Origin of the sequence: Rhizobium leguminosarum bv. viciae USDA 2370, assembly GCF_002008365.1 — a bacterium.
Lineage (GTDB): Bacteria > Pseudomonadota > Alphaproteobacteria > Rhizobiales > Rhizobiaceae > Rhizobium > Rhizobium leguminosarum.
In genome coordinates, this window is the sequence record NZ_MRDL01000001.1 from 323,449 (window position 1) to 345,319 (window position 21,871).

The 21,871-nt window shown below is 60.9% G+C and carries 19 protein-coding genes; 6 read left to right on the plus strand and 13 right to left on the minus strand.

What is annotated here, in order from left to right; all coding sequences use genetic code 11:
- Nucleotides 1–80: 80 nt before the first annotated feature.
- Entirely contained in the window at nt 81–950 is an 870-nt protein-coding gene (locus BS629_RS01565) for an aldose 1-epimerase family protein (RefSeq protein WP_026188789.1), read from the plus strand.
- A 41-nt stretch (nt 951–991) separates the two neighbouring features.
- Here BS629_RS01565 and BS629_RS01570 read toward each other — a convergent pair whose 3' ends face one another.
- Both BS629_RS01570 and BS629_RS01575 read right to left on the minus strand, forming a co-directional pair.
- Nucleotides 992–2,581 (minus strand): DHA2 family efflux MFS transporter permease subunit, encoded by a 1,590-nt coding sequence (locus BS629_RS01570; protein WP_018246637.1) that lies wholly within the window; start codon nt 2,579–2,581, stop codon nt 992–994.
- A gap of 24 nt (nt 2,582–2,605) precedes the next feature.
- A complete protein-coding gene (locus tag BS629_RS01575; RefSeq protein WP_018246636.1) occupies nt 2,606–3,790 on the minus strand; it encodes an HlyD family secretion protein in 1,185 nt (394 codons plus the stop codon).
- 136 nt (nt 3,791–3,926) lie between these two features.
- On the opposite strand from BS629_RS01575, the gene BS629_RS01580 reads away from it, so the two are divergent.
- The gene (locus BS629_RS01580; protein WP_018246635.1) at nt 3,927–4,574 is read left to right on the plus strand and encodes a TetR/AcrR family transcriptional regulator; all 648 of its coding nucleotides are present in this window, start codon (nt 3,927–3,929) and stop codon (nt 4,572–4,574) included.
- 125 nt (nt 4,575–4,699) lie between these two features.
- Here the strand turns inward: BS629_RS01580 and uxuA are convergent, their stop codons facing one another.
- Nucleotides 4,700–5,887: a mannonate dehydratase gene (gene uxuA, locus BS629_RS01585; protein WP_018246634.1), complete on the minus strand. Its 1,188-nt coding sequence runs from the start codon at nt 5,885–5,887 to the stop codon at nt 4,700–4,702.
- A gap of 42 nt (nt 5,888–5,929) precedes the next feature.
- Nucleotides 5,930–6,652 carry a GntR family transcriptional regulator gene (locus tag BS629_RS01590; protein WP_018246633.1) on the minus strand — a complete coding sequence of 241 codons (723 nt, stop codon included), beginning with the start codon at nt 6,650–6,652 and terminating at the stop codon, nt 5,930–5,932.
- Nucleotides 6,653–6,936: 284 nt separating this feature from the next.
- Between BS629_RS01590 and BS629_RS01595 the strand changes: the two genes are divergently transcribed.
- The 3 genes from BS629_RS01595 (at nt 6,937) to BS629_RS01605 (ending at nt 9,240) form a co-directional block, all read left to right on the plus strand.
- On the plus strand, nt 6,937–7,341 hold the full coding sequence (locus tag BS629_RS01595) for a DUF2934 domain-containing protein (RefSeq protein ID WP_026188788.1): 405 nt from the start codon (nt 6,937–6,939) through the stop codon (nt 7,339–7,341).
- 38 nt (nt 7,342–7,379) lie between these two features.
- Nucleotides 7,380–7,631 (plus strand): hypothetical protein, encoded by a 252-nt coding sequence (locus BS629_RS01600; protein ID WP_018246631.1) that lies wholly within the window; start codon nt 7,380–7,382, stop codon nt 7,629–7,631.
- 334 nt (nt 7,632–7,965) lie between these two features.
- A complete protein-coding gene (locus BS629_RS01605; protein WP_018246630.1) occupies nt 7,966–9,240 on the plus strand; it encodes an O-antigen ligase family protein in 1,275 nt (424 codons plus the stop codon).
- Nucleotides 9,241–9,260: 20 nt separating this feature from the next.
- Here the strand turns inward: BS629_RS01605 and BS629_RS01610 are convergent, their stop codons facing one another.
- From BS629_RS01610 to BS629_RS40430, 3 genes are all read right to left on the minus strand, one after another.
- Nucleotides 9,261–11,255: a polysaccharide biosynthesis protein gene (locus tag BS629_RS01610; protein WP_018246629.1), complete on the minus strand. Its 1,995-nt coding sequence runs from the start codon at nt 11,253–11,255 to the stop codon at nt 9,261–9,263.
- 121 nt (nt 11,256–11,376) lie between these two features.
- Nucleotides 11,377–11,943 carry a sugar transferase gene (locus BS629_RS01615; RefSeq protein WP_026188787.1) on the minus strand — a complete coding sequence of 189 codons (567 nt, stop codon included), beginning with the start codon at nt 11,941–11,943 and terminating at the stop codon, nt 11,377–11,379.
- 484 nt (nt 11,944–12,427) lie between these two features.
- Nucleotides 12,428–12,562: a hypothetical protein gene (locus tag BS629_RS40430; protein WP_371316907.1), complete on the minus strand. Its 135-nt coding sequence runs from the start codon at nt 12,560–12,562 to the stop codon at nt 12,428–12,430.
- A gap of 123 nt (nt 12,563–12,685) precedes the next feature.
- Here BS629_RS40430 and BS629_RS01630 point away from each other — a divergent pair, with 123 nt between their 5' ends.
- Nucleotides 12,686–12,943 carry a CrpP-related protein gene (locus BS629_RS01630; RefSeq protein WP_018246626.1) on the plus strand — a complete coding sequence of 86 codons (258 nt, stop codon included), beginning with the start codon at nt 12,686–12,688 and terminating at the stop codon, nt 12,941–12,943.
- A gap of 94 nt (nt 12,944–13,037) precedes the next feature.
- Here BS629_RS01630 and BS629_RS01635 read toward each other — a convergent pair whose 3' ends face one another.
- The 6 genes from BS629_RS01635 to BS629_RS01660 all read right to left on the minus strand — a co-directional run bounded on the left by BS629_RS01635 (nt 13,038) and on the right by BS629_RS01660 (nt 21,858).
- Nucleotides 13,038–14,840, minus strand: coding sequence for an adenine deaminase (locus tag BS629_RS01635; RefSeq protein ID WP_018246625.1), 1,803 nt, complete (start codon nt 14,838–14,840; stop codon nt 13,038–13,040).
- 443 nt (nt 14,841–15,283) lie between these two features.
- Nucleotides 15,284–16,489: an L-2-hydroxyglutarate oxidase gene (gene lhgO, locus BS629_RS01640; RefSeq protein ID WP_018246623.1), complete on the minus strand. Its 1,206-nt coding sequence runs from the start codon at nt 16,487–16,489 to the stop codon at nt 15,284–15,286.
- Nucleotides 16,490–16,635: 146 nt separating this feature from the next.
- Nucleotides 16,636–18,078, minus strand: coding sequence for an HlyD family type I secretion periplasmic adaptor subunit (locus BS629_RS01645; RefSeq protein WP_018246622.1), 1,443 nt, complete (start codon nt 18,076–18,078; stop codon nt 16,636–16,638).
- Nucleotides 18,075–20,219: a peptidase domain-containing ABC transporter gene (locus BS629_RS01650; protein ID WP_018246621.1), complete on the minus strand. Its 2,145-nt coding sequence runs from the start codon at nt 20,217–20,219 to the stop codon at nt 18,075–18,077. The genes BS629_RS01645 and BS629_RS01650 overlap by 4 nt, the downstream gene beginning before the upstream one ends.
- Nucleotides 20,220–20,262: 43 nt before the next feature.
- Nucleotides 20,263–20,571, minus strand: a complete 309-nt coding sequence (locus BS629_RS01655) for a hypothetical protein (RefSeq protein ID WP_018246620.1) — start codon at nt 20,569–20,571, stop codon at nt 20,263–20,265.
- A gap of 66 nt (nt 20,572–20,637) precedes the next feature.
- Nucleotides 20,638–21,858: a GTP-binding protein gene (locus tag BS629_RS01660; protein WP_018246619.1), complete on the minus strand. Its 1,221-nt coding sequence runs from the start codon at nt 21,856–21,858 to the stop codon at nt 20,638–20,640.
- Nucleotides 21,859–21,871 lie beyond the last annotated feature (13 nt).

Genomic DNA, 21,871 nt, shown 5'->3' on the forward strand with positions numbered 1-21,871 from the left:
CCTGCCTCTCTCTATTGGGTGGAAATCCCCGGTGCGGAAAGGTATCGCTTGGTGCCCAACCAATGCGAAAGGGAAACGCGATGCCAACCTCCATCCGGATCGGCAATCAGGATCTCACCGTCGATGTCTCCACCCTCGGCGCCGAGATGCAGGCGCTCACGTCAAGCGATGGGCGCTCATGGTTGTGGACGGGCGACGCGGCCTTCTGGACCGGGCGTTCGCCGATCCTGTTTCCGATCGTCGGCAAGGCACCTGACGACAAGATCACGATCGACGGCACGGTCTATCCGATGGCCCAGCATGGTTTTGCCCGCCGCAGCGAATTCGCGCTTGCGGCATCCACCGAGACGATGTGCCGGTTCGAACTGACCGCCTCGGAGGCGACTCGGGCGGTCTATCCCTTCGAGTTTCAGCTGGCCGTGGTGCATGCGGTCGAGGGCCGGGCGTTGACTGTCACGGCGGAGGTCAGCAATCGCGACCAGAAGCCGATGCCCTTCGGTCTCGGCTTCCATTCGGCCTTCGCCTGGCCATTGCCCGGCGCTTCCGGCCGCGACCATATCGTAACGCTCGACAATGAAGGCGAGCCGGCGCTTGTGCGGCTGGGAGGCGGCCTCATCAACCCTGCGGCCTTGCCCTCGCCGTTCGATGCCGGCCGGCTGGTGCTCGATCATGCCATGTTCGAGCAGGATGCGATGATTTTCCCGAGCGGTGCGGGCGAAGGGCTGCGCTATGGCGCAGAAGGCAGGCCGGCCATGCATTTCCATTTCGAAAACCTGCCCAATCTTGCGCTGTGGACCAAGCCGGGGGCGCCCTTCCTCTGTGTCGAGCCCTGGCATGGAACGGCCGCGGAAGCGGGAGGTTCGAGCGAGCTGTCGAAGAGGCATTCGACCACGATCCTGGAACCGGGTGCTGTCGCCCGCTTCGCCTTTACGGTCGAAATCCCGCAATAGAAAGCGCTCGCCGGGAAGCCCGGCGAGCGCCGGTATTTTGTTCAGTGAGCGCCGGCGCCACCGCCGGCCCGCGGTTTCTGGGTGAGCAGCAGGGCAACGGCTGCAATGGCAAGAACAACGCCGATGACGGCGAAGGTATCGGCAAAACCCAGGATGAGGGCCTGGCGCCTGACAATCTGGCCAAGCGCCACGATGGCTTTCTGGGCTGCGACGGCATGATCGGAAACACCATGCTGTAGGAAGTAGCCAGTCATCTGGTCGAGACGGTTGCGGACTTCGTCGCGGCCGAGCGTCACCGACTGGCCGATGATATTAGAGTGGAACTGCTCACGTTTGGTCAGCACCGTGCCGAGTGTCGCCGTGCCGACGGCGCCACCGAGATTGCGCAGCATGTTGGTCAGGCCCGAGGCGGCGGCCGCATCTGATGGAGCGATGCCGGCAGTGGTGATGGCGGTGATCGGCGTCAGCACCAGGGCCTGGCCGATGGCGCGGACGATATTCGGAATCCAGAACTGGTCGCCGGCGGTATCGGCCGAAAGCGTGATGTTCATGAAGCAGCTGATCGCAAAGATCGAGATGCCGAGGAAGCCGATGTAACGCGCATCGAAGCGCTTCATCATCATCGGCACGAGTGGGATCAAAAGCAGCTGCGGCAGGCCGGTCCAGGCCAGGACATTGCCGATCTGCTCGGCATTATAACGCTGCACCTGGCCGAGATATTGCGGCAGGATATAGACGGTGCCGAAGAGAGCCACACCGACCAGCACGTTGACGGCAACGCCGATGCCGAAATTGCGCTGCTTGAGCAGCCGCAGCTTGACCAGGGGCTTCTCCACCGTCAGCTCGATCCAGATGAAGGCGACGAGGAAGACGAAGGCGACGATGCTGAGCTTGACGATGAAGGGCGAGGAGAACCAGTCTTCCTTGTTGCCCTCTTCAAGCACCGTCTGCAGCGCCGAAAGACCGATCGCCATGGTGAAGATGCCAGCCCAGTCGCCCTCCCTGAGTAGGCCAAGCTGCATCGGCTGCTTGTCGAGCGTCAGGGCAAGGGCGACCGCCATGATGGCGCTCGGGATGGCGTTGATGAAGAAGATGGTCTGCCAGCCATAGTTTTCGGTGAGGTAACCGCCGATGGTCGGGCCGATCGCCGGTGCGAAGGTGACCGAGAGCGCGAAGATCGCCAGGCCGAGCGGCTGCTGCGATTTCGGCAGTTTGGTCAACACCATTGTGAAGGCCATGGGGATCAGCACGCCGCCGGCAAAACCCTGCAGGCCGCGCAGCACGATCATCGTGCCGAGATCATGGGCGAAGGCACAGGCGATCGAAAACAGTGGAAAGAGGACGGAGTTGACGAGGATAAAGCGCCGGAACGAGAAGACGTTGCTGAAATAGGCCGTCAGCGGAATGACGACGATCTCGCCGATGAGGTATGAGGTGGAGATCCAGGCGCCGTTGTCGACACCCGTTCCGATGCCGCCCTCGATGTCGAGCAGCGAGGCATTGGTGATCTGGATGTTGAGGATCGCCATGAAGGCGCCGATCATGCCGGCGAGAACGGCGATCCATTCCCTGGTGCTGGCGCCGGTTTTCGGCTGCGGAGCGGCGATTGATGTTGCTGCGATGGTGGACATGACACAAACTCCTCGTCCCCCGGCCTAGCTGCGGTCGTTCTTGGTGTCGATGCTCGGCTGGACGGACATGCCGGGTCGCAGGTCGCCGTTGGCGGCGGCGTCGCCATCGAGCACGATCCTGACCGGAATGCGTTGGACGACCTTGGTGAAGTTGCCGGTGGCGTTATCGGGCGGCAGCAGCGCGAATTCCTGGCCGCTTGCCGGAGCGAGGCTGTCGACATGGCCGTGATAGGTGCGCCCCGGGAACATATCGACCTCAATATCGACTGGCTGGCCGGCCTTCACGTCGGTGAGCTGGGTTTCCTTGTAGTTGGCGATGACATAGGCAGCCGTCGTCGGCACGACCGACATCAGCTGGGTGCCGGCCTGGACATATTGGCCGATGCGCAGCGTCCGGTTGCCGACGGTGCCGTCGACGGGCGCTGTGATCGTCGCATAGGAGAGGTTGAGCTCGGCCTGGTGCTGGACGGCCTGGCTGCGCGCAAGAGCCGCCTTTGCCTGGGCCAGTTCGGCGTTGAGAAGATCGACCTGCTTGACGGCGGCATCGAGCGAGGCGGTGTCGCGGACGATCGAGGCCTGGGCGGCAGCGATCTGCGAGGCGGCCTGCTGCGCCGTCTGGACCGGGGCGTAACCGCTGGTGGCAAGGTTCGAATAGCGCTTGTTGTTCTGCTCGGCAAAGGTCTCGTTGGCGCGGTCGACGTCGACGGTCGCGCGGGCGGCGGCAATCGTGGACTGCTGGATATCGAGCGAAGCCTGCTTGGCGTTGACGGTGGCTTCCCCGGCTGCGACATCGGCCTTTGCCTGATCAAGGGCTGCCTTGAAGTCGCGGTCATCGATGCGGGCGAGCGGCTGGCCGGCCTTGACGGTCTCGTTGTCCATGACGAGGACCTCGGCGAGATAGCCCGAAACCTTGGGGGCGATGGTGCTGCTGTCGGCTTTCACATAGGCGTCGTCGGTCGAGATATGGAAACGCCCGACTGTCCAGTAATCATGGCCGTAATAGGCGCCGGCGGCGATCAGCACGAGGGCGGTGGCGCCGAGAAGCAAGGAGCGGCCGCCACGCTTGCGGGCGGGCTTTTCCTCGGCAACGGGGGCAGCGGCCTCAGCGATGAGCGGTGGCTTGCCGGCGTCCAGGCTCGCGGGAGCGGCTTCGGCAACAGTTTCGACGGCGTTATTGTTGTTCAAGGCACGCAGCTTCTTGGTAGTCATTGTCTTTCTCCGGATGACGGGTCGCCGTCTCTTGGGCTGCGGCCTCTGAATTCAAGTGAAATCCTATTTAGGAAACTTGATAATTTCCAAAATATGCACTATAAAATACATGTCAATAGGAATTTGGAAAATCATTATGGTCCAAAATCAACAAATTGAGAGAAGGCCGCGCGGAAGGCCGCAGTTGCGATGTGACGACGACACCAGGGGCCTGATCATCAAGGCGGCAAATACCCAGTTTCACGAGAATGGTTACGCGGCGGCAAGCATCGCCACGATCGCCCAGGATGCCGGTGTTTCCACAAAGACCCTCTACCGGCTGTTTCCGACCAAGGCCGATCTCTTTGCCAGCATGATCTCAGAGCGTATCGTCGGTTTCCTGCTTGCGCTCGATCCCCCGATGCTCGCCAATGCCGATCTGAGAGATGGGCTGGAACGTATGCTGATGGCTTACGGCAGACTGTCGCTCTCTGAAGATACGGTCACCATCATGCGCCTCGTCATCGGCGAGTCGGACCGCTTCCCTGAAATCGCCACGTCCTTCTACGAACAGGCGATCCTACGCACCAATGCGCTGATGGAGGACTGGCTGCGCCGGCAGGTCGACCGCGGCCTCATTGCGCTCGACGATCCGCATTTAGCCTGCGGCATGCTGCGCGGCATGATGGCCATGGAGCCGCAGCGCGCGGCGATCCTGCGTCAGGAGCCACCGCCGACGATCGAAGCAATACAGGCGCGGGCGAAGATGTGCGCCGATCTTTTCTTGAAGGGTTGCGCGCTCTGAAGCATCGCTCGGGCTTCAGAGCGCGATGATTTTTTCTTACGAGCGAGCCGGTGCGGGCGCGGGAAGAAGCTTGCTCCGCAGCAGCCCAATTCGCCAAGGTCAGTCGATGCCGTTCGAGGACACCCTCAGGTCGGCGGCGCGCCCAGAGCATGCAGGATACCACGCAGTTCGGCGAGGCCGCGCATGCGGCCGATGGCGGGGTAGCCTGGGGTGACGACCTTGTCGAGATCGTCAAGCATGCGGTGGCCATGATCCGAGCGGAAGACGATGGTGTCTTGTGTGCCGCGGTGGCGGTCTTCCGCGACCAGTTCCCGAAGCACCGCGACCATGTCGACGTCGCCTTCCAGATGCGCGCTTTCATGGAACGTTCGGCCGTCGCCCTCGCGTGTCGTGGCGCGCAGATGGGCAAAGTGGATGCGCGAGGCGAAGCGCCGTGCGATCGCCGGCAGGTCGTTCTCGGCGCGCACGCCGAGACTGCCGGTGCAATAACACATGCCGTTTGCCGCCGATGGCACCGCATCGAAGAGCGCGGCATAATCATCGGCCGTCGAGGCGATGCGCGGCAGGCCGAACAGCGAGCGCGGCGGATCATCGGGATGCAGCGTCAGCTTGACGCCGCGCGCTTCAGCAGCCGGCGTCACCGCCTCCAGGAATTCGATCAGGTGCCGACGCAATCTTGCGGCATCGATACCGCTATAAGCGACCAGCTTTTCCCGGAAGGCCGGTATGGTCAGAGGTTCGGTGGTCGACCCCGGTAGAGCCGAGGTGATGATGCGGGTGATGTCGGCGACCTCGTCGTCCGTCATCGCCTCGAAGACGATACGCGCCCTTTCCCGGTCTTCCGCGGAATAGTGCTGCGCCGCATCTGGCCGTTCCAGAATGAAGAGATCGAAGGCTGCGAAGCGCTCGTGATCGAAACGCATGGCGGTGGCGCCCGTCGGTGTCACGAAATCGAGTTCGGTGCGGGTCCAGTCCACCACCGGCATGAAATTATAGCAGACGATCGGAATGCCGCAGGCGGCGACCGCTTCGAGGCTGGCGACCCACGCCTCGATTTCGGCCTTCGCCTCCCCGCCCTTGCGCTTGACCGCGTCGGGGATCGGGATGCTCTCAACGACCGACCAGACGAGTGGCGAGCGGTCGCCCGGCGTCGTCTCGATCAGAGACTGGCGTTCGCGCACTTCCTTCTCCGTCCAGGCCCGGCCGATCGGCACCTGATGCAGCGAAGAGACGATATTGGTGGCGCCCGTCTGACGGACGTCATCCAACGTCACCGGCGCTTCCGGTCCGAACCATCTCCAACCTTGTCGCATCCTTCTTCCTTCCCTGGTCTTTCGTTTCGTGTTGGCCTGCCGTCAGCAAAAATAATCGGGGTAACGCGCGCGCAGTTCGTCGACATCGGGAATGACGGCGCTTAAGTGATGGATCATTGTGCTGCGTGCCGCCGCCGCATCGTGAGCGGCGAGCGCATCGCGGATAATGATGTGTTCGTGCACCACGTTGTCCATGCGCCCAAGCACCGGCAGCGTCAGCCGCCGTGCCCTATCGATCTGCACCTTGACCGTTTTCAGGATTGCCCAGATGCCGGGATAACCTGATATCTGCGCGATCGCCTCGTGGAAGGCCTCATCCTCCTCATGGAAGCTCGAGGCATTGTTGGTCGCGGCGTGCGACCGCTGCCGGGCGATGATGGTATCGAGACGGGCGATGTCTGCGGTAGTCGCGGTCAGGGCCGCAGTCTCGACGGTCGTGCCTTCGAGCGCCTTGCGCACAACGACCGCCTCGGGGATCGCCGAGACCGGCACCCGCGACACGACCGTGCCCGATTGCGGATAGATATCGACCAGTCCACCTTCGGAAAGCCTGAGCAGCGCCTCACGCACCGGTGTGCGGCTGACGCCGAAATCATCGGCAATCCGCTTTTCCTGCAGCAGCATGCCAGGCGGCATCCGTAGCGACACGATGTCGGCATAGAGACGATCGTAGATGGCGCCGGCCGTGGTGACGCGGCGCAGCCTGCCGCCAACCTCCTGCGAAGTCGGGACTACCAAGACTTCGGTTTCTGATTCTTGCGACATAACGATACCGGGCGTCGGTGCTTGTTGGCATACTAGTATATCAGTTAAATGGCCTTGCCAAGACGTGCTGCGGATGAGTGCGGTATGGCACCGCATCTCGTGATTCAGCGCTTCGCGAATTGAGCATTTCAGTCTGGGCTTGGGGATCGAGCAATGATTGCGCTTCAAAAGCGCTGGTGAACGGCATGAGCCTTGCGAAATCAGAAGCCCCATCTTTGCGCCGTGACACTCTTTGTTTGGAACTTAGATCCGTCGAGTTGGTTGAAATCCCCAAGGAGATGGTCATGAAAAACCCAGCACGACGCAAGATAATCGAAAGTACGACCGACGACGGGCGGCCGAAAGCTCCACCCGCTGCGGACGCACGCGGACAGAAGATGGCTCGGCGAGCCGCAAACCAAATCGACAGGAAGAGCGGCGGGTTGCCGCCAGCCACCCGCGAGGAGGAGATCCGAAGAAGGGCATATTCCCTGTGGGAGAAGGAGGGGAGGCCGGAAGGCAAGCACCGGCATCACTGGACCCTGGCCGAACATGAACTCGACGCCCAGCAGGGCGAGGCCGACAATCCTTTAAATCTCGCGGCCCTGCGAGAGGCCTCGCGCGAACATACGGATGCATTCCTCGTCAAGACGGATCTCGAAGACGCGGATCAACGCGAAGCCTCCCCCGGCACACGCGAGCAGGATTGAACTTTCCGCCTCGCGCCAATCTCAGAAAGGTCCCCGAAATGGTCGACAAACAGAACTTGAACGCCGGATTCACCGGAACGCCCACCGAGCAGCCGGAGGGATTGACCAAGGCCGCGAAGTCGGCAGCCAAAGAGGTGCAGCGCGAGGCTTATGCCGTCGCCTCCGGCGCTAGAGAGCACCCGTACACAGCAAGCGCACTGTTGCTCACCACCGGCATTCTGGCATTCGGGCTCGGCTACGTCCTCGGTCGATCATCGGCGGAAAGCTCCACAAGGGTGTATTGGCGATAGCGGCAGACACTTCACGTCAACGAAACGCAGCATCGGTTCTTCGATTGGCTCTACTGATCCCGATGTTGCCGCCTTCTCTTCCCGCGGTACGCTGGTCGGTTGATCACGATCAAACCCTCAAATCAAGCCGCACCTCAAACGTGTTTTCCGTTGAAGGCGGCTTTCCCGCCGTATCCGTTTGCCGCCGATCATCGAATAGAACCACATCTGTCCCGAACGGCCTGTTGCCTGAATACCACGTTGAATAAAGCCATGGATTGCGCCCTCATCGCGACTTGACAGCCGTCTTCACGATCCTTAGCGAGGCAGTATCGACACGGTCAGGGCCGGCACAGTGAATTATTTTAAACAACTCAAGATGGCGGTTCTCGATCCCGGAAATGGGGCGGGAGGTGCGCTCGACCGAAACAACCGCATTGCGGTCTTTGCCTTTGCAATCCTACCAGGACTTTCGCCGAATTTTAACTCCTTCATCCTCCTCGCGTCGATGCTGTGGGGCGCCTACTCTCTGGCGACAGGCCGCCTTGCATTGAACCTGTCGAGATCCGACCGGCTGGTTGCCATCGGTATGTCCATCTACCCGCTGGTGATGATCGCCAGCATATTCATCAATCCGCCTTACTCCGAAGAACTGGACTGGATACTCCGGCTCCTGCCGTTCTTTTCGATCTGGCTGGTACTGCCGCGGATGCGCCAATCTCCCGATGGCCGTCTGGTGCCGCTCTTCATCCTCGGCGCAGGGATTGGCATGATCGTCACCTTTGTCTTCAGTCTCCTGCAGATCATGTTTCTGATGTCCAGGGCAGAAGCTGGGACTTCGAACGCTGCACTGCTGGGGATCATAGGCGTTCTCTTCGGCGGCATTGCGCTTCTCAACGTTCAATCTCCAAGAAGCGTGGAGCAAAGAATTGCGATATTGGGATATGCCGCCGGTCTAGGCTGCGTTCTGCTCTCCGGAACGCGCTCGGCCTGGCTGGTCATTCCCGTCCATATCCTCATCTTTATCTGGTTTTTTCGCAAACGCGGCTTCCATCTGAGCTTGCGCAGCCTCGCCATTACCGGCTCCTTGCTGTTTGTGGGCCTTGTTGCCTTAGGTAGCGGCCCGGTTTTTCATCGCATTCAGGAGCTTCAGGAAAATCTGACATCGGTCGAACGCACCGACGGTGAGATCACCTCGCTCAGCGCGAGGTTCGCTTTGTACAAAGGTGCACTATCGGCAATCAGTAAGGATCCGTTGACTGGTTACGGCCCGCAAAACCGGATGGCTTCGGTTCTGGCGGAGTTGCCTGAAAACATAAGGCCACAACTGTCCTTCACGCATGTCCACAACGGTTTTCTGACCGCGGGAATCGATGCCGGCGTTTTCGGCATCGCGGCGCTTTCGCTGATGCTGCTCACACCGGTGATCGGGGCGTGGAGAAAAGAAGCCGGGCCGGGCCGGGACCTCGCCATTGCGCTCGCTCTTCTGCTCTTCAGCAGCTACGTCATTACCGGCAGCTTTGGCATCATGTTTAACCAGAAGGCTCTGGATCCGATCTTCGCCTATATGGTCGCCCTGATCTGCACGGATCGAGGCAGCATACGGTTTGCGCCTGTCGTTCGGAGCTAACGTCTGCAGGCCCTGACGTCTCAGGCCGCCGTATTGGTTTCGGCGCCGGTGAAGGCCAGATCCGAGACTTCACCGGTTGAGGAGTAGCCGGAGACGAGCTCCGCCAACATCGCGCGTGCCGCGACCATATCGTTTCGATCCAATACCGCATTGAGCGAGTTGAGCTTTTTCGAAAGCTCCGGCCAGAAGAGGAAATCCTCGCGCGCCTTCATAATACGAGGATGTTCGGTTGTTTCAGGGTTGTCGCCGATCAAAAGTTCTTCGTAGAGCTTCTCGCCGGGCCTGAGGCCGGTAACGGAAAGCTCGATATCCCCTTCAGGATTGTCATCGTCGCGGAGGGTCAGCCCGGAAAGCTCTACCATCTTGCGGGCGAGATCGGCGATGCGCACGGGTTCTCCCATGTCGAGCAGGAAAACATCTCCGCCCTCGGCCATCGCGCCAGCCTGGATGACGAGTTGCGAGGCTTCCGAAATGGTCATGAAGTAGCGGGTTATCTCAGGATGTGTCAGGGTAACGGGGCCGCCTTCCTTGATCTGCTGCCTGAAAAGCGGCACGACGGATCCGGACGAACCGAGTACATTCCCAAAGCGGACCATGGAAAAATTGGTTCGCATTCTGTCGGTTGTAGACTCCGCTGCGAGCGCCTGCAGAACCATCTCCGCCAGTCTCTTGCTGGCCCCCATCACGTTCGTGGGACGCACGGCCTTGTCTGTACTGATCAGCACGAAATTCGAAACGCCGCATTTATTGGCCGCGCGCGCCGTGACCAGCGTACCCATGACATTGTTCTTGATGCCTTCCACGGCATTATGTTCGACAAGGGGCACATGCTTGTAAGCGGCTGCATGATAGAGCGTGTGAGGTCGCCAGCTCTGCATGATATGTTCCATGCGATCCTGGTCGCGAACGGAACAAAGAATTGGGACGATCTGCAGATCTTCTTGTCTGTACAGCTCGGCCAGCTTCTGCAATTCGGCATGGATATTATAAAGCGCAAACTCGTTCTGATCGAGGAGGATCAGGGTGGAAGGCTCGTTGCGTAGAATCTGGCGGCACAACTCGCCGCCGATCGAGCCACCAGCACCCGTGACCATAACCACCTTTTTACGCATCGCCTTGTCGAGCAACTCCTGCCGTGGCGCGACCGCTTCTCTCCCCAGCAGATCTTCGATCTCCAGCTCACGGATGTCGGAGACGGCGATGCGTCCCTGAGCCAGGGCCGTGAGATCGGGCAATGTACGAACATTGACCCTGGCTTTGCGGATGTGCTCCAGGATTTCGTTGCGACGCTGTCGCGATGCGGATGGAAGAGCAAGAAGTACATTGTGGACGCCAAGAGCTTCGGCAAGCACCGGAAGATCCGAGGGGTCATAGATCGGCAAACCACCCATGACGCCGCCCTTGAGACGCGGATCATCATCCAGATAGCCGACGACATTGAGTTCGGCGCTGTTCATCAAGGCAGCCGCCAGTTGCCGCCCGGCCTTCCCCGCCCCATAGATCAACACCTTGGCGAGCATATTCTTGTGAAGGATGCGCTGGTAGGCATCCCCGAGCCAGTAGCGGATACCCAGCCTCGACAGCCCGATCGCAATCAACAGCAGGAAGGGCTGGAGGATGCCGACGGTTCTCGGAACGCCCGGCACACTGAGGGCGGTAAATATCGTCATGAAGGCAAAGCCGTAGATCGCAATCGCCTTCAGAACAGTAATGAAAGCAGCCATATTGGCATAACGAAAGATCGCCCGATACATACCCATGACGATGAAAATGGGAAGTGCCATGCACAAGGAAACGAAGACCGGCAACCACTGGACGCCGGTCAGCACCGTCCATTCGTTGAGGCGGAAGCAATAGGCCAGCCAGATGGTTAGAACGCAAAAGCTGGAATCCACCAGCAAAGCCAGAGCACGTTTGGCAACCCGCGGCATCGCCAACAGAGGGGCGACGAGCGCTTGCATCGGCTTTAAGAACCATCCTGAGCGCGATGTCTCAGCGGGGGTATTTTCAGGCATTGCTTACCAGCGTTTCGCAGATCGATCGACACCACCTTCTTGTCATTTTCTGCAACGAGCGCAACTGAAATAATCGGAAACCAAGGTCTTCCGCACTGCTTATCTATCAGAAGTAGGTAGCTTAATGCCTTATTCCCTTACGGCGGATTACCTTCTCGGCCGTCATAAACAGGATGCTTATGTCGAGGCCGAGCGAGCGACGTTCGAGATATTCGATATCGAATTTAACCTTCTCCGGAATCGGCAATTCGTCACGTCCGTTGATCTGCGCCCATCCCGTCAATCCGGGCAAGAGCTTGTCGACGCCATGGGCCGTCCGCAATTCTATTAGGTCGTATTGATTGTAGAGTGCCGGCCGTGGGCCGACGAAACTCATCTTCCCCTCGAGAATGCACCAGAGCTGCGGCAGTTCATCGAGGCTGGATTTGCGTAGAAACGAGCCGATGGGCGTCAGAAACCGATCCGGGTTTTCAAGCAGATGCGTGGCCACCGTCGGCGTGTCGACGCGCATGCTGCGAAACTTTGGCATCAGAAAGATCTGATTGAAACGGCCGACACGTTTTGACCAATAGAGGATTGGTCCCGGCGAGGTAAGGCGAACACACAGAGCGACGATGAGGATTGGAAGGAGCAGGATCACCGACGCAATCAAAGCCAGCAAAAAATCCACCGCCCGTTTCAAACCCATGCTCCGCAGCTCCGCGCCATCGACCGACCATCCGCCGTTCACGCTATCGCCTGCCGTATCGTCAAAAAGCGTTTCGCGTCAACTGGAGGACATGGTGTTTTATCTATAGGCATGCTCGATCGATCATCGACCTGTTGGCCCCCTCCCGCCATGCCCGTCTGGGTTCCACCACGCTGCAAACCGGTCGGCTGCTTCCCCCGGGAGGCTGATCATGGGTCTTATGCACCCCCGCGGTTGGCAGCTTGTTTGGCCGATACGGACCGACACCGCTCGTCGTCCCGGGTGCCATTCTGCTTAATATGCTGATGTGGCCCCTGACATTCGTCCAGCAGGACACCTCATTCTGGCTGCTGCCCGTGGCCCACTGGAACGACCACTCCGCACGCTGAGTTGCGTCCCATAAAAGGTTGTCGGAGGGCTGTAGCGGCAATTTTGGCGAAAGGGACTGGCGACGCCTGCGTGGCGAAAAGATCGGCTTTGTTCTTCAGGATGCGCTCGTGTCGCTTGATCCGCTCCGGCGGATTTCCTTGCCGCTCAGCGCGGAGCGATCGTCGCCACGCCCGACGAAGTCATGACAATGATCGACCGACATGGCATTTTCAGCATAGGCATTGCCCACACGGATGCCCACGTGCTGGCGCAGCCGCGAGCTGGCAACTGTCCCAAATTAACCCATTAATTAGCATTCTCTTGCATGCGCGGACTGCGATGTTACCCTCGCCGACATCGTGGGGGATCGCGTATGACGATTGAAGAGCTGATCGATTTACAGGAAGCCGGCTCAAGGGCGCGGGTGCTCGGCCTGAAGGCTCACGAAAACCCATATCTCGCCGCCGATAGGATGCCTACTGGTGATACCAGTGCCCTCGGGGATTGGCTTGCGCGTCACGACGCGTGGAAGTTCGGTTGGGAAGCGGAGGACGCTAGCCGCGAAGGTAGGATTGCTGCGCACTTCAAGGAGTTGATCTCTGCTGCCAAACAACGTGCGCTCGATACGTAACGTTACTGATGGCGGTTTGCTAGCGAAGAGTTAGGTTTTCTTGCCCCGTCGCAGCGAAGGATCCGCACCTCTTTTGCCATTGGATTGCCGGCGTTCAGGTCTTTTCGAAGAGCGGCGAGATCACCATTTCCGGCACCAGCACCAGACCCTTGTCGGTTATCCGGATTTCCGGGATGACCGACAGCGGGATGAGGTTGAAGCCCATATAGGCGATGGTGCAGCCCGCCTTTTCCCATTCGAGCTTCAAGGCCTTTACCTCGTCCGCGACCTGGTGCACGCGCTTGTCGGACAAAAGCCCGGCGATCGGCAGTGGCACCATGGCCGTCACCTTGCCGTCCATCACGACACAGACGCCACCTTGCTTTTCTTCGATCGCGTCGAGCGCCACCTGCATGTCCGCTGCATTGGTGCCGGCGACGATAATGTTGTGGCTGTCGTGGCCGACCGAGGATGCGACCGCGCCTTGTCTGAGCCCGAAGCCGTTGAGCAGTCCGTGGGCGATATTGCCGGCAGACTTGCCATGACGCTCCACCACCGTCACGAAGCAGAGGTCGTGCCTGTCGAAATGCGGCTGCCAGTCATTGGCCGGTTCCAGCGTGACGGTGACATGGCCCAGCGTAATGCCAGGCAGCTCCGTCTTGATCGTATGAGCGACGACCGTCTCCGTCGGCAGGTCCGGTGTCAGCTTGAGATTTTTTGGCAGCTTGACCGTGTGGTAGGCGGTATCCGGATAGCGGTATGGTTTCGACAGGGTTTCGTCGAGGATCGGCGTGATCTTCTTGCCGTCGACGACGAGCTCGCCACCATACCAGGTACTGACCGGCGTAAGGTCGTCGCTGAGAAGCACCAGGTCGGCGCGGCGTCCGCCACCCAGACCGCCGATTTCGCCTTCCATGCCGAACCGCGTCGCACCGTGCAGCGAACCCATCGCCCAGGCCTGTTCCGGCCTCATGCCGTATTTCACGGCTTCGCGCGTCACCCAGTCGAGGCCGAAGGCGAGCAGGTCTTCCGCATCACGATCGTCGGTGCAGACGGCGACGCGCTTGTGGGAAGCGCCGAGCTCGGTGATCGTCTTGATCGCCTGCGGTAGCGAATGCCAAGGCGTCGTCGGTGGGCCGCCGCGCAGGAAGATCCACAGGCCGGCTTCCAGGAGGTCGTCGGCAATGTCGCGGTCGATGGCTTCATGCGTGTCGGTGACACCGGATGCCGCATAGGCGGCAACGAACTCTCGCCCGTAGACATGACCCGACACCGGCCTGCCGCGCTCGAGTGCCGCAGCCAGGATCGCATGGCTGCGCTCGTCGCCCATCGCGACCGGGACGAAATCCATTTTCTCACCAAGAGCCACTGCTTCTGGCCATTTGTCGAACAGGGCGGCGATCTTGTCCGGCGTCAGGTCGCCGCCGGCTGTTTCCAGATCCGGCGTCGTCGCCGGCACGGTGCTCGGCACGGTCAGGAAGATGGATAGCGGCGCCTGCCGTGCATCCTCGAGCATGGCCTCGACGCCGTCGACGTCCATGACGTTTCCGATCTCGTGGCTGTCGCAGAAGATCGTCGTCGTGCCGTTGAGGAGGGCCGCTTCGGCATAGGCGCAGGCCGTCACCATCGAGGATTCGATATGGATATGCGGATCGACCAGGCCGGGGGCGATGATGCCGCCCTTGGCGTCGTAGAGCTTAGCGCTCCCGCCCCTGTAGCTACCAGCCGGCTTCACGGCAGCAATGCGGCCACCCGAAATCCAGACTTCCCGTCCTTCGAGAAAGCGCTCCGAATAGGTGGACAAGACGCGCGCGCCCTGGATGACCAGATCGGGTTCGCGACGAGCGGAGGCGACATCGGCAAGACGACGGGTCATGGTCGAGAGCGGCTGAACGGAGAAGCGGGTAAGCGTGCTCATGAAAACCTCATTTCCAGGGCGGGAGAACAGGCAAGATTGTAAGGAACGCCATCGAGGGAAGGAAGCGAGAATAGTTGTTGTCACTGGCGTGGGCACCAGCCTACTGGATCGGGGCAACAGGCAGGGATGCCCTACCGCTCGGGCCATCGAGCAGAACTGACAAACGTCTGGCGAGGACATAAGGCTTGGCAGAACGACTTCATCGGACCGGACCAGCCCCTTTCGCCGGCGGCAGAATGCAGAAACGAAAGAGGCTGCCACCCGGAGCCGGACAAGCGGCATGGCGCCGGTCGCATCGAAGCTAATGCAAGATCCCCCTATCCAGTCCTGACCTGGAACGAGTTCGTCCTCCTGCTGGCTCCGCGGTCGGAGCGACCGGCATCGTTCATCCCGATGTCGAGAAATCTTGTCTTGAACGTCATCCGGTTTCCCTCACGGTTTCTTCAGCCGGCGGAAAAGCACCTGTCGGCGATATCCCGGCCGATCGGGATCGACGACGTGGCTGCCGGCGACGGCGCATTGCAGACGTGCAGCATGCGACCCGTCTTTAGGAACAGAAAATCATGCTCCAGACGCCCGTCCCGCATCACGGCCTGGGCCCTGATGCCCGCTTCCATCGGCTGAAGGTCTTCGAGTGTCAGCGACGGGCAGTATTTGCGGCACGCTTCCAGATAGTTTGTCCGCCACAGCGAGTCCCTGAACTCACGCACGGAGGCGCCTGCGTTTTTCCAGAGAAGTCGCCATAGGCCCGGAAACGAGAGACACTCGCGGAGATCCCAGATGTTTATGCTGAATTTCGGATACCCCTCGCGCGCCATTCCCAGAACCGCATTGGGTCCGACGGTAAGGCTGCCGTCGATCATCTTGGTGACATGAATGCCAAGGAATGGAAGCGACGGATCGGGCACCGGATAGATCAGGTGCCTGACCAGTCCATTCCGCGACGGCGGCAGGCGGAAATATTCGCCCCTGAACGGTATGATCTGATGATCGATCTTGAGGCCCGCAAGTTTGGCGATGCGGTCGGACTGCAGACCGGCGCAGGCGATCAGCTGTCTGGCCCGCCATTGACGCTCACCCGCTGCAATCTCGACGAGATCCGAGGTTTCTCGGATCGCGGAAACCTGCGTATTCAATTCGATTTCCACGCCCTGAGCGGTCAGATGAGCGCCCATGGCGACGCACACAGCCTTGTAGTCGACGATACCCGTCGCCCGAACGAAAATTGCCGCGACGCCTTCGACCATGGGCTCGCGTTGTTTCAGCGTATTCCGATCGAGCCATTCGATATCGATGTTGTTGATCTTTGCCCGTTCGGCCAGGTCCTTCAGGCGGCGGTGTTCGAGCTCGTTGGTGGCAACCACCAGTTTTCCGCATTGTTCATAAGGTACACTCTTCTCCCTGCAGAACGCCTTGATGGCATCGGCCCCCTCCCGACAAAGGCGCGCTTTCAAGCTGCCTGGCGCATAGTAGATTCCCGCGTGGATGACGCCGCTGTTGTGCCCTGTCTGGTGGACGGCCAAGCCAGGCTCTTTTTCAAGGAGAACTACACTTGCACCGGGCCGCTTTTCCAGAACGGCCATGGCGGTGGCAAGACCAACTATGCCGCCGCCTATAATGCAGACGTCGTGAATCATTGCGACACTCATTCCCAATCGATCGAAGTTAACGCCGAAAGCCGGGCAGATCCGACTTCACGAACATGCGGGCGCGACAGGCCGCGGCTTTGAGACGCGAAATTTCTGCCTTGAATCTTACTCGCGATCCCAGTCCGGGGAGACTGATCCATCACGTCCTAAGGTTCGCGTATTGCGTTGTCGAGGCCACGCAGCAGCGGATACAGGAAATAGGAGATCACCGTGCGGTTGCCGACCTTGATTTCGGTGGTCACAGTCATGCCGGGAAGCAGTCGCACCGGCACATCTGTGGCATTCAGCCGGGTATCGGCAAGCAGGATCCGCGCCTTGAAAAAGGGGGCGGCCGGCTGGCCGGAGGTGGCGGTCTGCTCCTGTTGGCCGGTTAGGAAGGTGTCCTGGCTGATGGTCCTCACCTCGCCTGTCGCGGTTCCGTATTTCTGGAACGGATAGGCGTCGAGCTTGATACGGGCTTCCTTGCCGACGGCCACCCGGCCGATATCGCGCGTGTTGATCGAGACTTCCGCTTCCAGCGGCACGTTAATGGGCACGAGTGTGACCACCGGCTCCGCCTCCCGCACCACCGAACCGACCGAGCGCTGCGCCAGGTCGAGCACGACGGAATCGGCCGGAGCCGTCAGCACGACCATGTTGCGGCGCAGTGCCATCTTCTTTAGTTCCTCGTCCGCCATGTCACGCTGGCCGCGCAGCTCCACTAATTGCTCCATCGCCGCCCGGCGGAAATCCTCGATGAAGGCCTGCCGGTCCGCCGTCAGCTTGGCATAGGAGTGTGCGGCCTCGTCGGCCCGGCCGCGGACGGCTGTCAGATCGGATTCGACGTCGAGGCGGGCGTCGCGCGAACCGAGCAGCGTGATTAGCGAACCGCTCTGGTTGTCATAGAGCCTCTCCCGCGCTGCTTCGATCTGTGAGAGCCCATCACGTCGGTCATTGAGCACCGCCTCCTGGTTTTTGCTCGCCACAAGAGCGGCCGATCGGCCGGCGATCTGCTGATCGAAATTCTGCAGCTGCGCCACGTAGAAGGCGCGTCGCTGGCCGAAGAGCTGCGCCTGCAGCATCTGGTCGGGCGTATCTCCCGCCATCTTCGTATAGTCGTCGCCGGCAAGCTCGGCCTCGATGCGCCTCACCTGGGCGTCGAGCGCGGAGAATTTCGCCTGCTGCTGGTCGACATCGGCCTGGCTGAAGGTGGCGTCGAGGGTCGCGAGCGTCTGACCGGTATGCACGACCTCGCCGGCCTTCACCTCGATCGTGCGGATGATCGAGGTTTCGAGCGGCTGGACGACGATGGTCGGCTGGGTGGTGACGAGCTTGCCGGGCGCGATCACCACCTCGTCGATCGAGGAGACCGAGGCCCAGGTGATCGCCGAAGCAATCAGCGCGGTTACGCAATAGAGCGTCATGCGCGCAACTCTGGGCGGCGCACGTTCCTCGAGCTCGACGGCATCGGATTGGAATTCGGCAATTGCCGGCGGCAGCGGCGGGCGGGCGGTCAGTTCCCTTCCCTTGCCCGTGGGCGCCTTGTCTGAGGGCGCTTTGTCTGAAGGGACCGGCAGGTTCTCGCTGGGTTTTCTGGTGTGCGCGTTCATGCGACCTGCCTCATCTGCTGGGACCACAGGTGGCGATAGGTCATGCAGCGCGATACAAGCTGATCGTGCCGGCCGATATCGGCGACCTTGCCACGGTCGATGACGAGAATGGCATCGGCATCGACGAGCGTCGAAAGCCGGTGCGAGACGATGACGACGGTGCGGCCGGCGGCGATGCGGCTCAGATTCTCGCGGATGATCGCCTCACTGTCGGGGTCAAGCGCGCTCGTCGCCTCGTCGAAGATCAACAGCTTCGGATCGGTGATAAGCGCGCGGGCAATGGCAAGCCGCTGCTTCTGGCCGCCTGAAAGGTTGGAGGCGTTTTCCTCCAGCATCGTGTCAAAGCCGCGCGGCAGGCGCTCGATGAACTCCTCGGCGCCGGCGATGCGGGCGACTTCCATGATCTCCTCGATGCTGGCATCAGGCTTGGCGGCGGCAATATTCTCGCGCACCGAGCCGCGAAACAGGAAACTATCCTGCAGCACGACGCCGATGCTCGTTCTCAGATGCACGAGGTCGATCTCGCGGCTGTCATAGCCATCCATGCGCACGAGGCCTTCCTGGCTCTGATAGAGGCCCTGGATGAGCCTTGTGATCGTCGTCTTGCCCGAGCCGCTCTTGCCGACCACCCCGAACAAGCAGCCCGCCGGAATGGCGAAGGAGACATTGTCGAGCGCCGGCGCGCTGTCCGGGCCGTAGCGGAAGGTGACCCTGTCGAATTCGATACGGCCCTGCAGATGCGGCCGTACACCTCGCCCGCGGCCCGCCTGCTCCGGCCGCTGGTTCATGATCTCGCCGAGCATGCGCACGGAGAGCGCGACTTCCTGATATTCGTGCACCATGGTGACGATCTGTACCAGTGGTCCCGAGACCCTGCCGGCAAGCATGTTGAAAGCGACCAGCGCGCCAATCGTCATCGCGCCGCTGAAGACATCGAGCGCGCCGAGGCCGATGATCGCGACGCTCATCAGTTTCTCCAGCAGTCCGGTCATCGCCTGGGCGATGGTCGAGATCTTGTCGACCCGGAAACGCACGGAGATCGACTGGGCCGAATAATCGTCCCACACCTTGCGCTGGCGCGGCTCCAGCGCCAGCGATTTGACGGTGCGCATGCCGTGCACGGTTTCCACCAGCAATGCCTGCCGGTCGCCTTCGGCCTGGTAGAGCGCCTGCAACCGGCGCTGGAACGGCCCGACGAGCATCATCACCACGAGGCCCACGAGGGCTGCGAAACCGAGCACGACAAGCGTCAGCTTGACGCTATAGAGAAGCAGGATCGGCACGAAGACCAGGAGCGAAACGCCGTCCAACAGTGTGAGAAATAGCCGGCCGGTCAGGAATTCACGGATGCGCCCCGTCTGCTGCATATGCTTGACGAGAACGCCGGCCGAGGCCTGTTCGAAGAGCGCGATCGGCAGGTTGAGCAGATGGCCGAAGGTGCGGGTCGCGACGCGGATGTCGATCCTGTTCGTCGCATAGAGCAGCAAATAGCGGCGCAGGAAAGTAAAGGTCGCGTCGAAGACGAGCGCGATCGCAATGCCCGCCGTGAGAACCGTCAGCGTCGCATAGCTCTGATGCACCAGCACCTTGTCGATAACGAGCTGAAAGAAGATCGGCGTCGTCAGCCCCAGCCCGTAGAGCACGAAGGCGGCAAGCGCGACATCGCGGAAGAAGCTGCGCTGCTTGATGATCTCGGGGACGAACCAGCGGAAGCCGAAGGGGCGGTCCTCATCGGACATGCGATAGTTGCGCTTCACAAGGATCACCGATCCGAGCCAGGCCTTGCCGAACTGCTCTTCGCTGAGCATCATCACTTCGGCGCGTGATGCCAGCGGGTCGAGAACGCGGATTCTCTCATCCTCCCCGCTCCCGACAGCGCCGGCGATGACCACCCAGTTGCCGTTCGTCAGCTCAGCGAGCACCGGGAATGCCTCGCCAAGTTGGAACAAGGATCGCCAGTCGAGCGTCAGATGCTTTGCCCTGAGGCCGGCATCCTTGGCCATGCGCAGCAGCTGCCGCAAGACAACAGGATCGTTGCCGACGGCATAATCGTGCTGCAATCGTTCAGGAGCAAGATCGACGCCGTGATGACGCGCGACCAATGCAAGACAGTGCAGGTTGGTATGCAGAAAACCACTCATGGCCCACCCGAAACAATACGAGACTGAGGCAATATTTGTTTTATCAGTTGAAGTTCGGCGAGGCGTTCGAAGCGCCTGCCTGCACCGACTGAATATCGGCAGCCGCCGCGGTTGACGTATCACCGATACGACGGACCGCGCCCGCCTCGACCAACCCGCCAAGCGCCTTCTGCATGAGATCGACCGCATTGGCGAAGGCATCGACCGGCATGATGATGCGCTGGCGGAATACCGGCTTCGGATTGTTGTTGGCATCACGATCGGTGGCCGAAAGCGACATCAGGTCGATGCGCACGATCGTACCCGTGATGGTGATTTCGCCGATGCCATCTGCATAGAGTTCGTTGCTCATTGTTCTCTCCTCTGGTTGATAATCAAAACGTCTTCACCTTGGGCGTCTTACGTCCATTAGGATGCTCTACCGATGTGAATGTGCGTGCTGCCAGGCCGGAATCGGGTCCCGAAGCCCGGCAGCCGTCTGCGGATCGAAGCCCGTGTCCTCACCGGTCAGGCAGTCGTTGAGTGCGGTTCGGATTGCGTCTTCGTCGAAGCCGGCGCCGATGAAAACGAGTTCCTGGCGGCGGTCGCCCCAGACCTCGTCCCAATGCCGGTCGATGAGCTGGCGGAACTGCGGATAACGCGGCCATTGCGCCTTCGGCACGGACGCCCACCAGAAGCCCTTGCTGTCGATGCGGCACTGCGTGCCGGCAATCGACAGCAGGCCGATCTCGTCAGGCCTTGTCACCAGCCAGAAATGGCCCTTCGCGCGGATGAGGCCCGGCCATTTCCTGCCGAGAAAATCCCGCAGCCTGGAGGGGTCGAACGGCCGGCGGCTGCGATAGACGAAGCTCGAAATACCGTATTCCTCCGTCTCCGGCACATGGTCGCCCCAACCGAAGAGTTCCTTGTGCCACAGCGGATGACGGGCAGCTCTCGCTTCGCTGAAAAGGCCGGTATTCAGGATGGCGTCGAGCTTCAGCTGGCCGAAGCCGGTCTCGATGACGCGGGCATCGGGGTTGAGCGCGGCAACGACGCGGCGAACCTCGGCAAGCGCTGCAGGCGGCACATCCCGCGCCTTGTTGATGACCACGACATCGGCAAATTCGACCTGCTCGACGAGCAATTCCACCAGCTTGCGCTCGTCGTCTCCGTCCCGGCTCTCGCCGCGATCCCTCAGGAACTCCGCGCTCGCATAATCGGCCAGAAGATTGACCGCATCGACGACGGTAACCATCGTGTCGAGCCGCGCGACGTCGCAGAGGGCTGCTCCGCTCTCGTCGCGGAAGGAGAAGGTCGCTGCGACCGGCAACGGTTCGGCAATGCCGGTGCCCTCGATCAGCAGATAATCGAAACGGCCGGCGGCGGCGAGGCGGCGCACTTCGCTCAGGAGGTCGTCGCGCAATGTGCAGCAGATGCAGCCATTGGTGAGCTCCACCAGCGTCTCGTCCGTCCGCGACAGGTTCGCTCCCCCGTCGCGCACGAGATCGGCATCGATATTCACCTCGCTCATGTCGTTGACGATGACGGCGACCCGACGCCCCTCGCGATTGCGCAGGACATGGTTGAGGATCGTCGTCTTGCCGGCGCCGAGAAAGCCGGCAAGGACCGTGACCGGAAGTCTGTTGTCTGCACTCGTCATCGATACTCCCCGC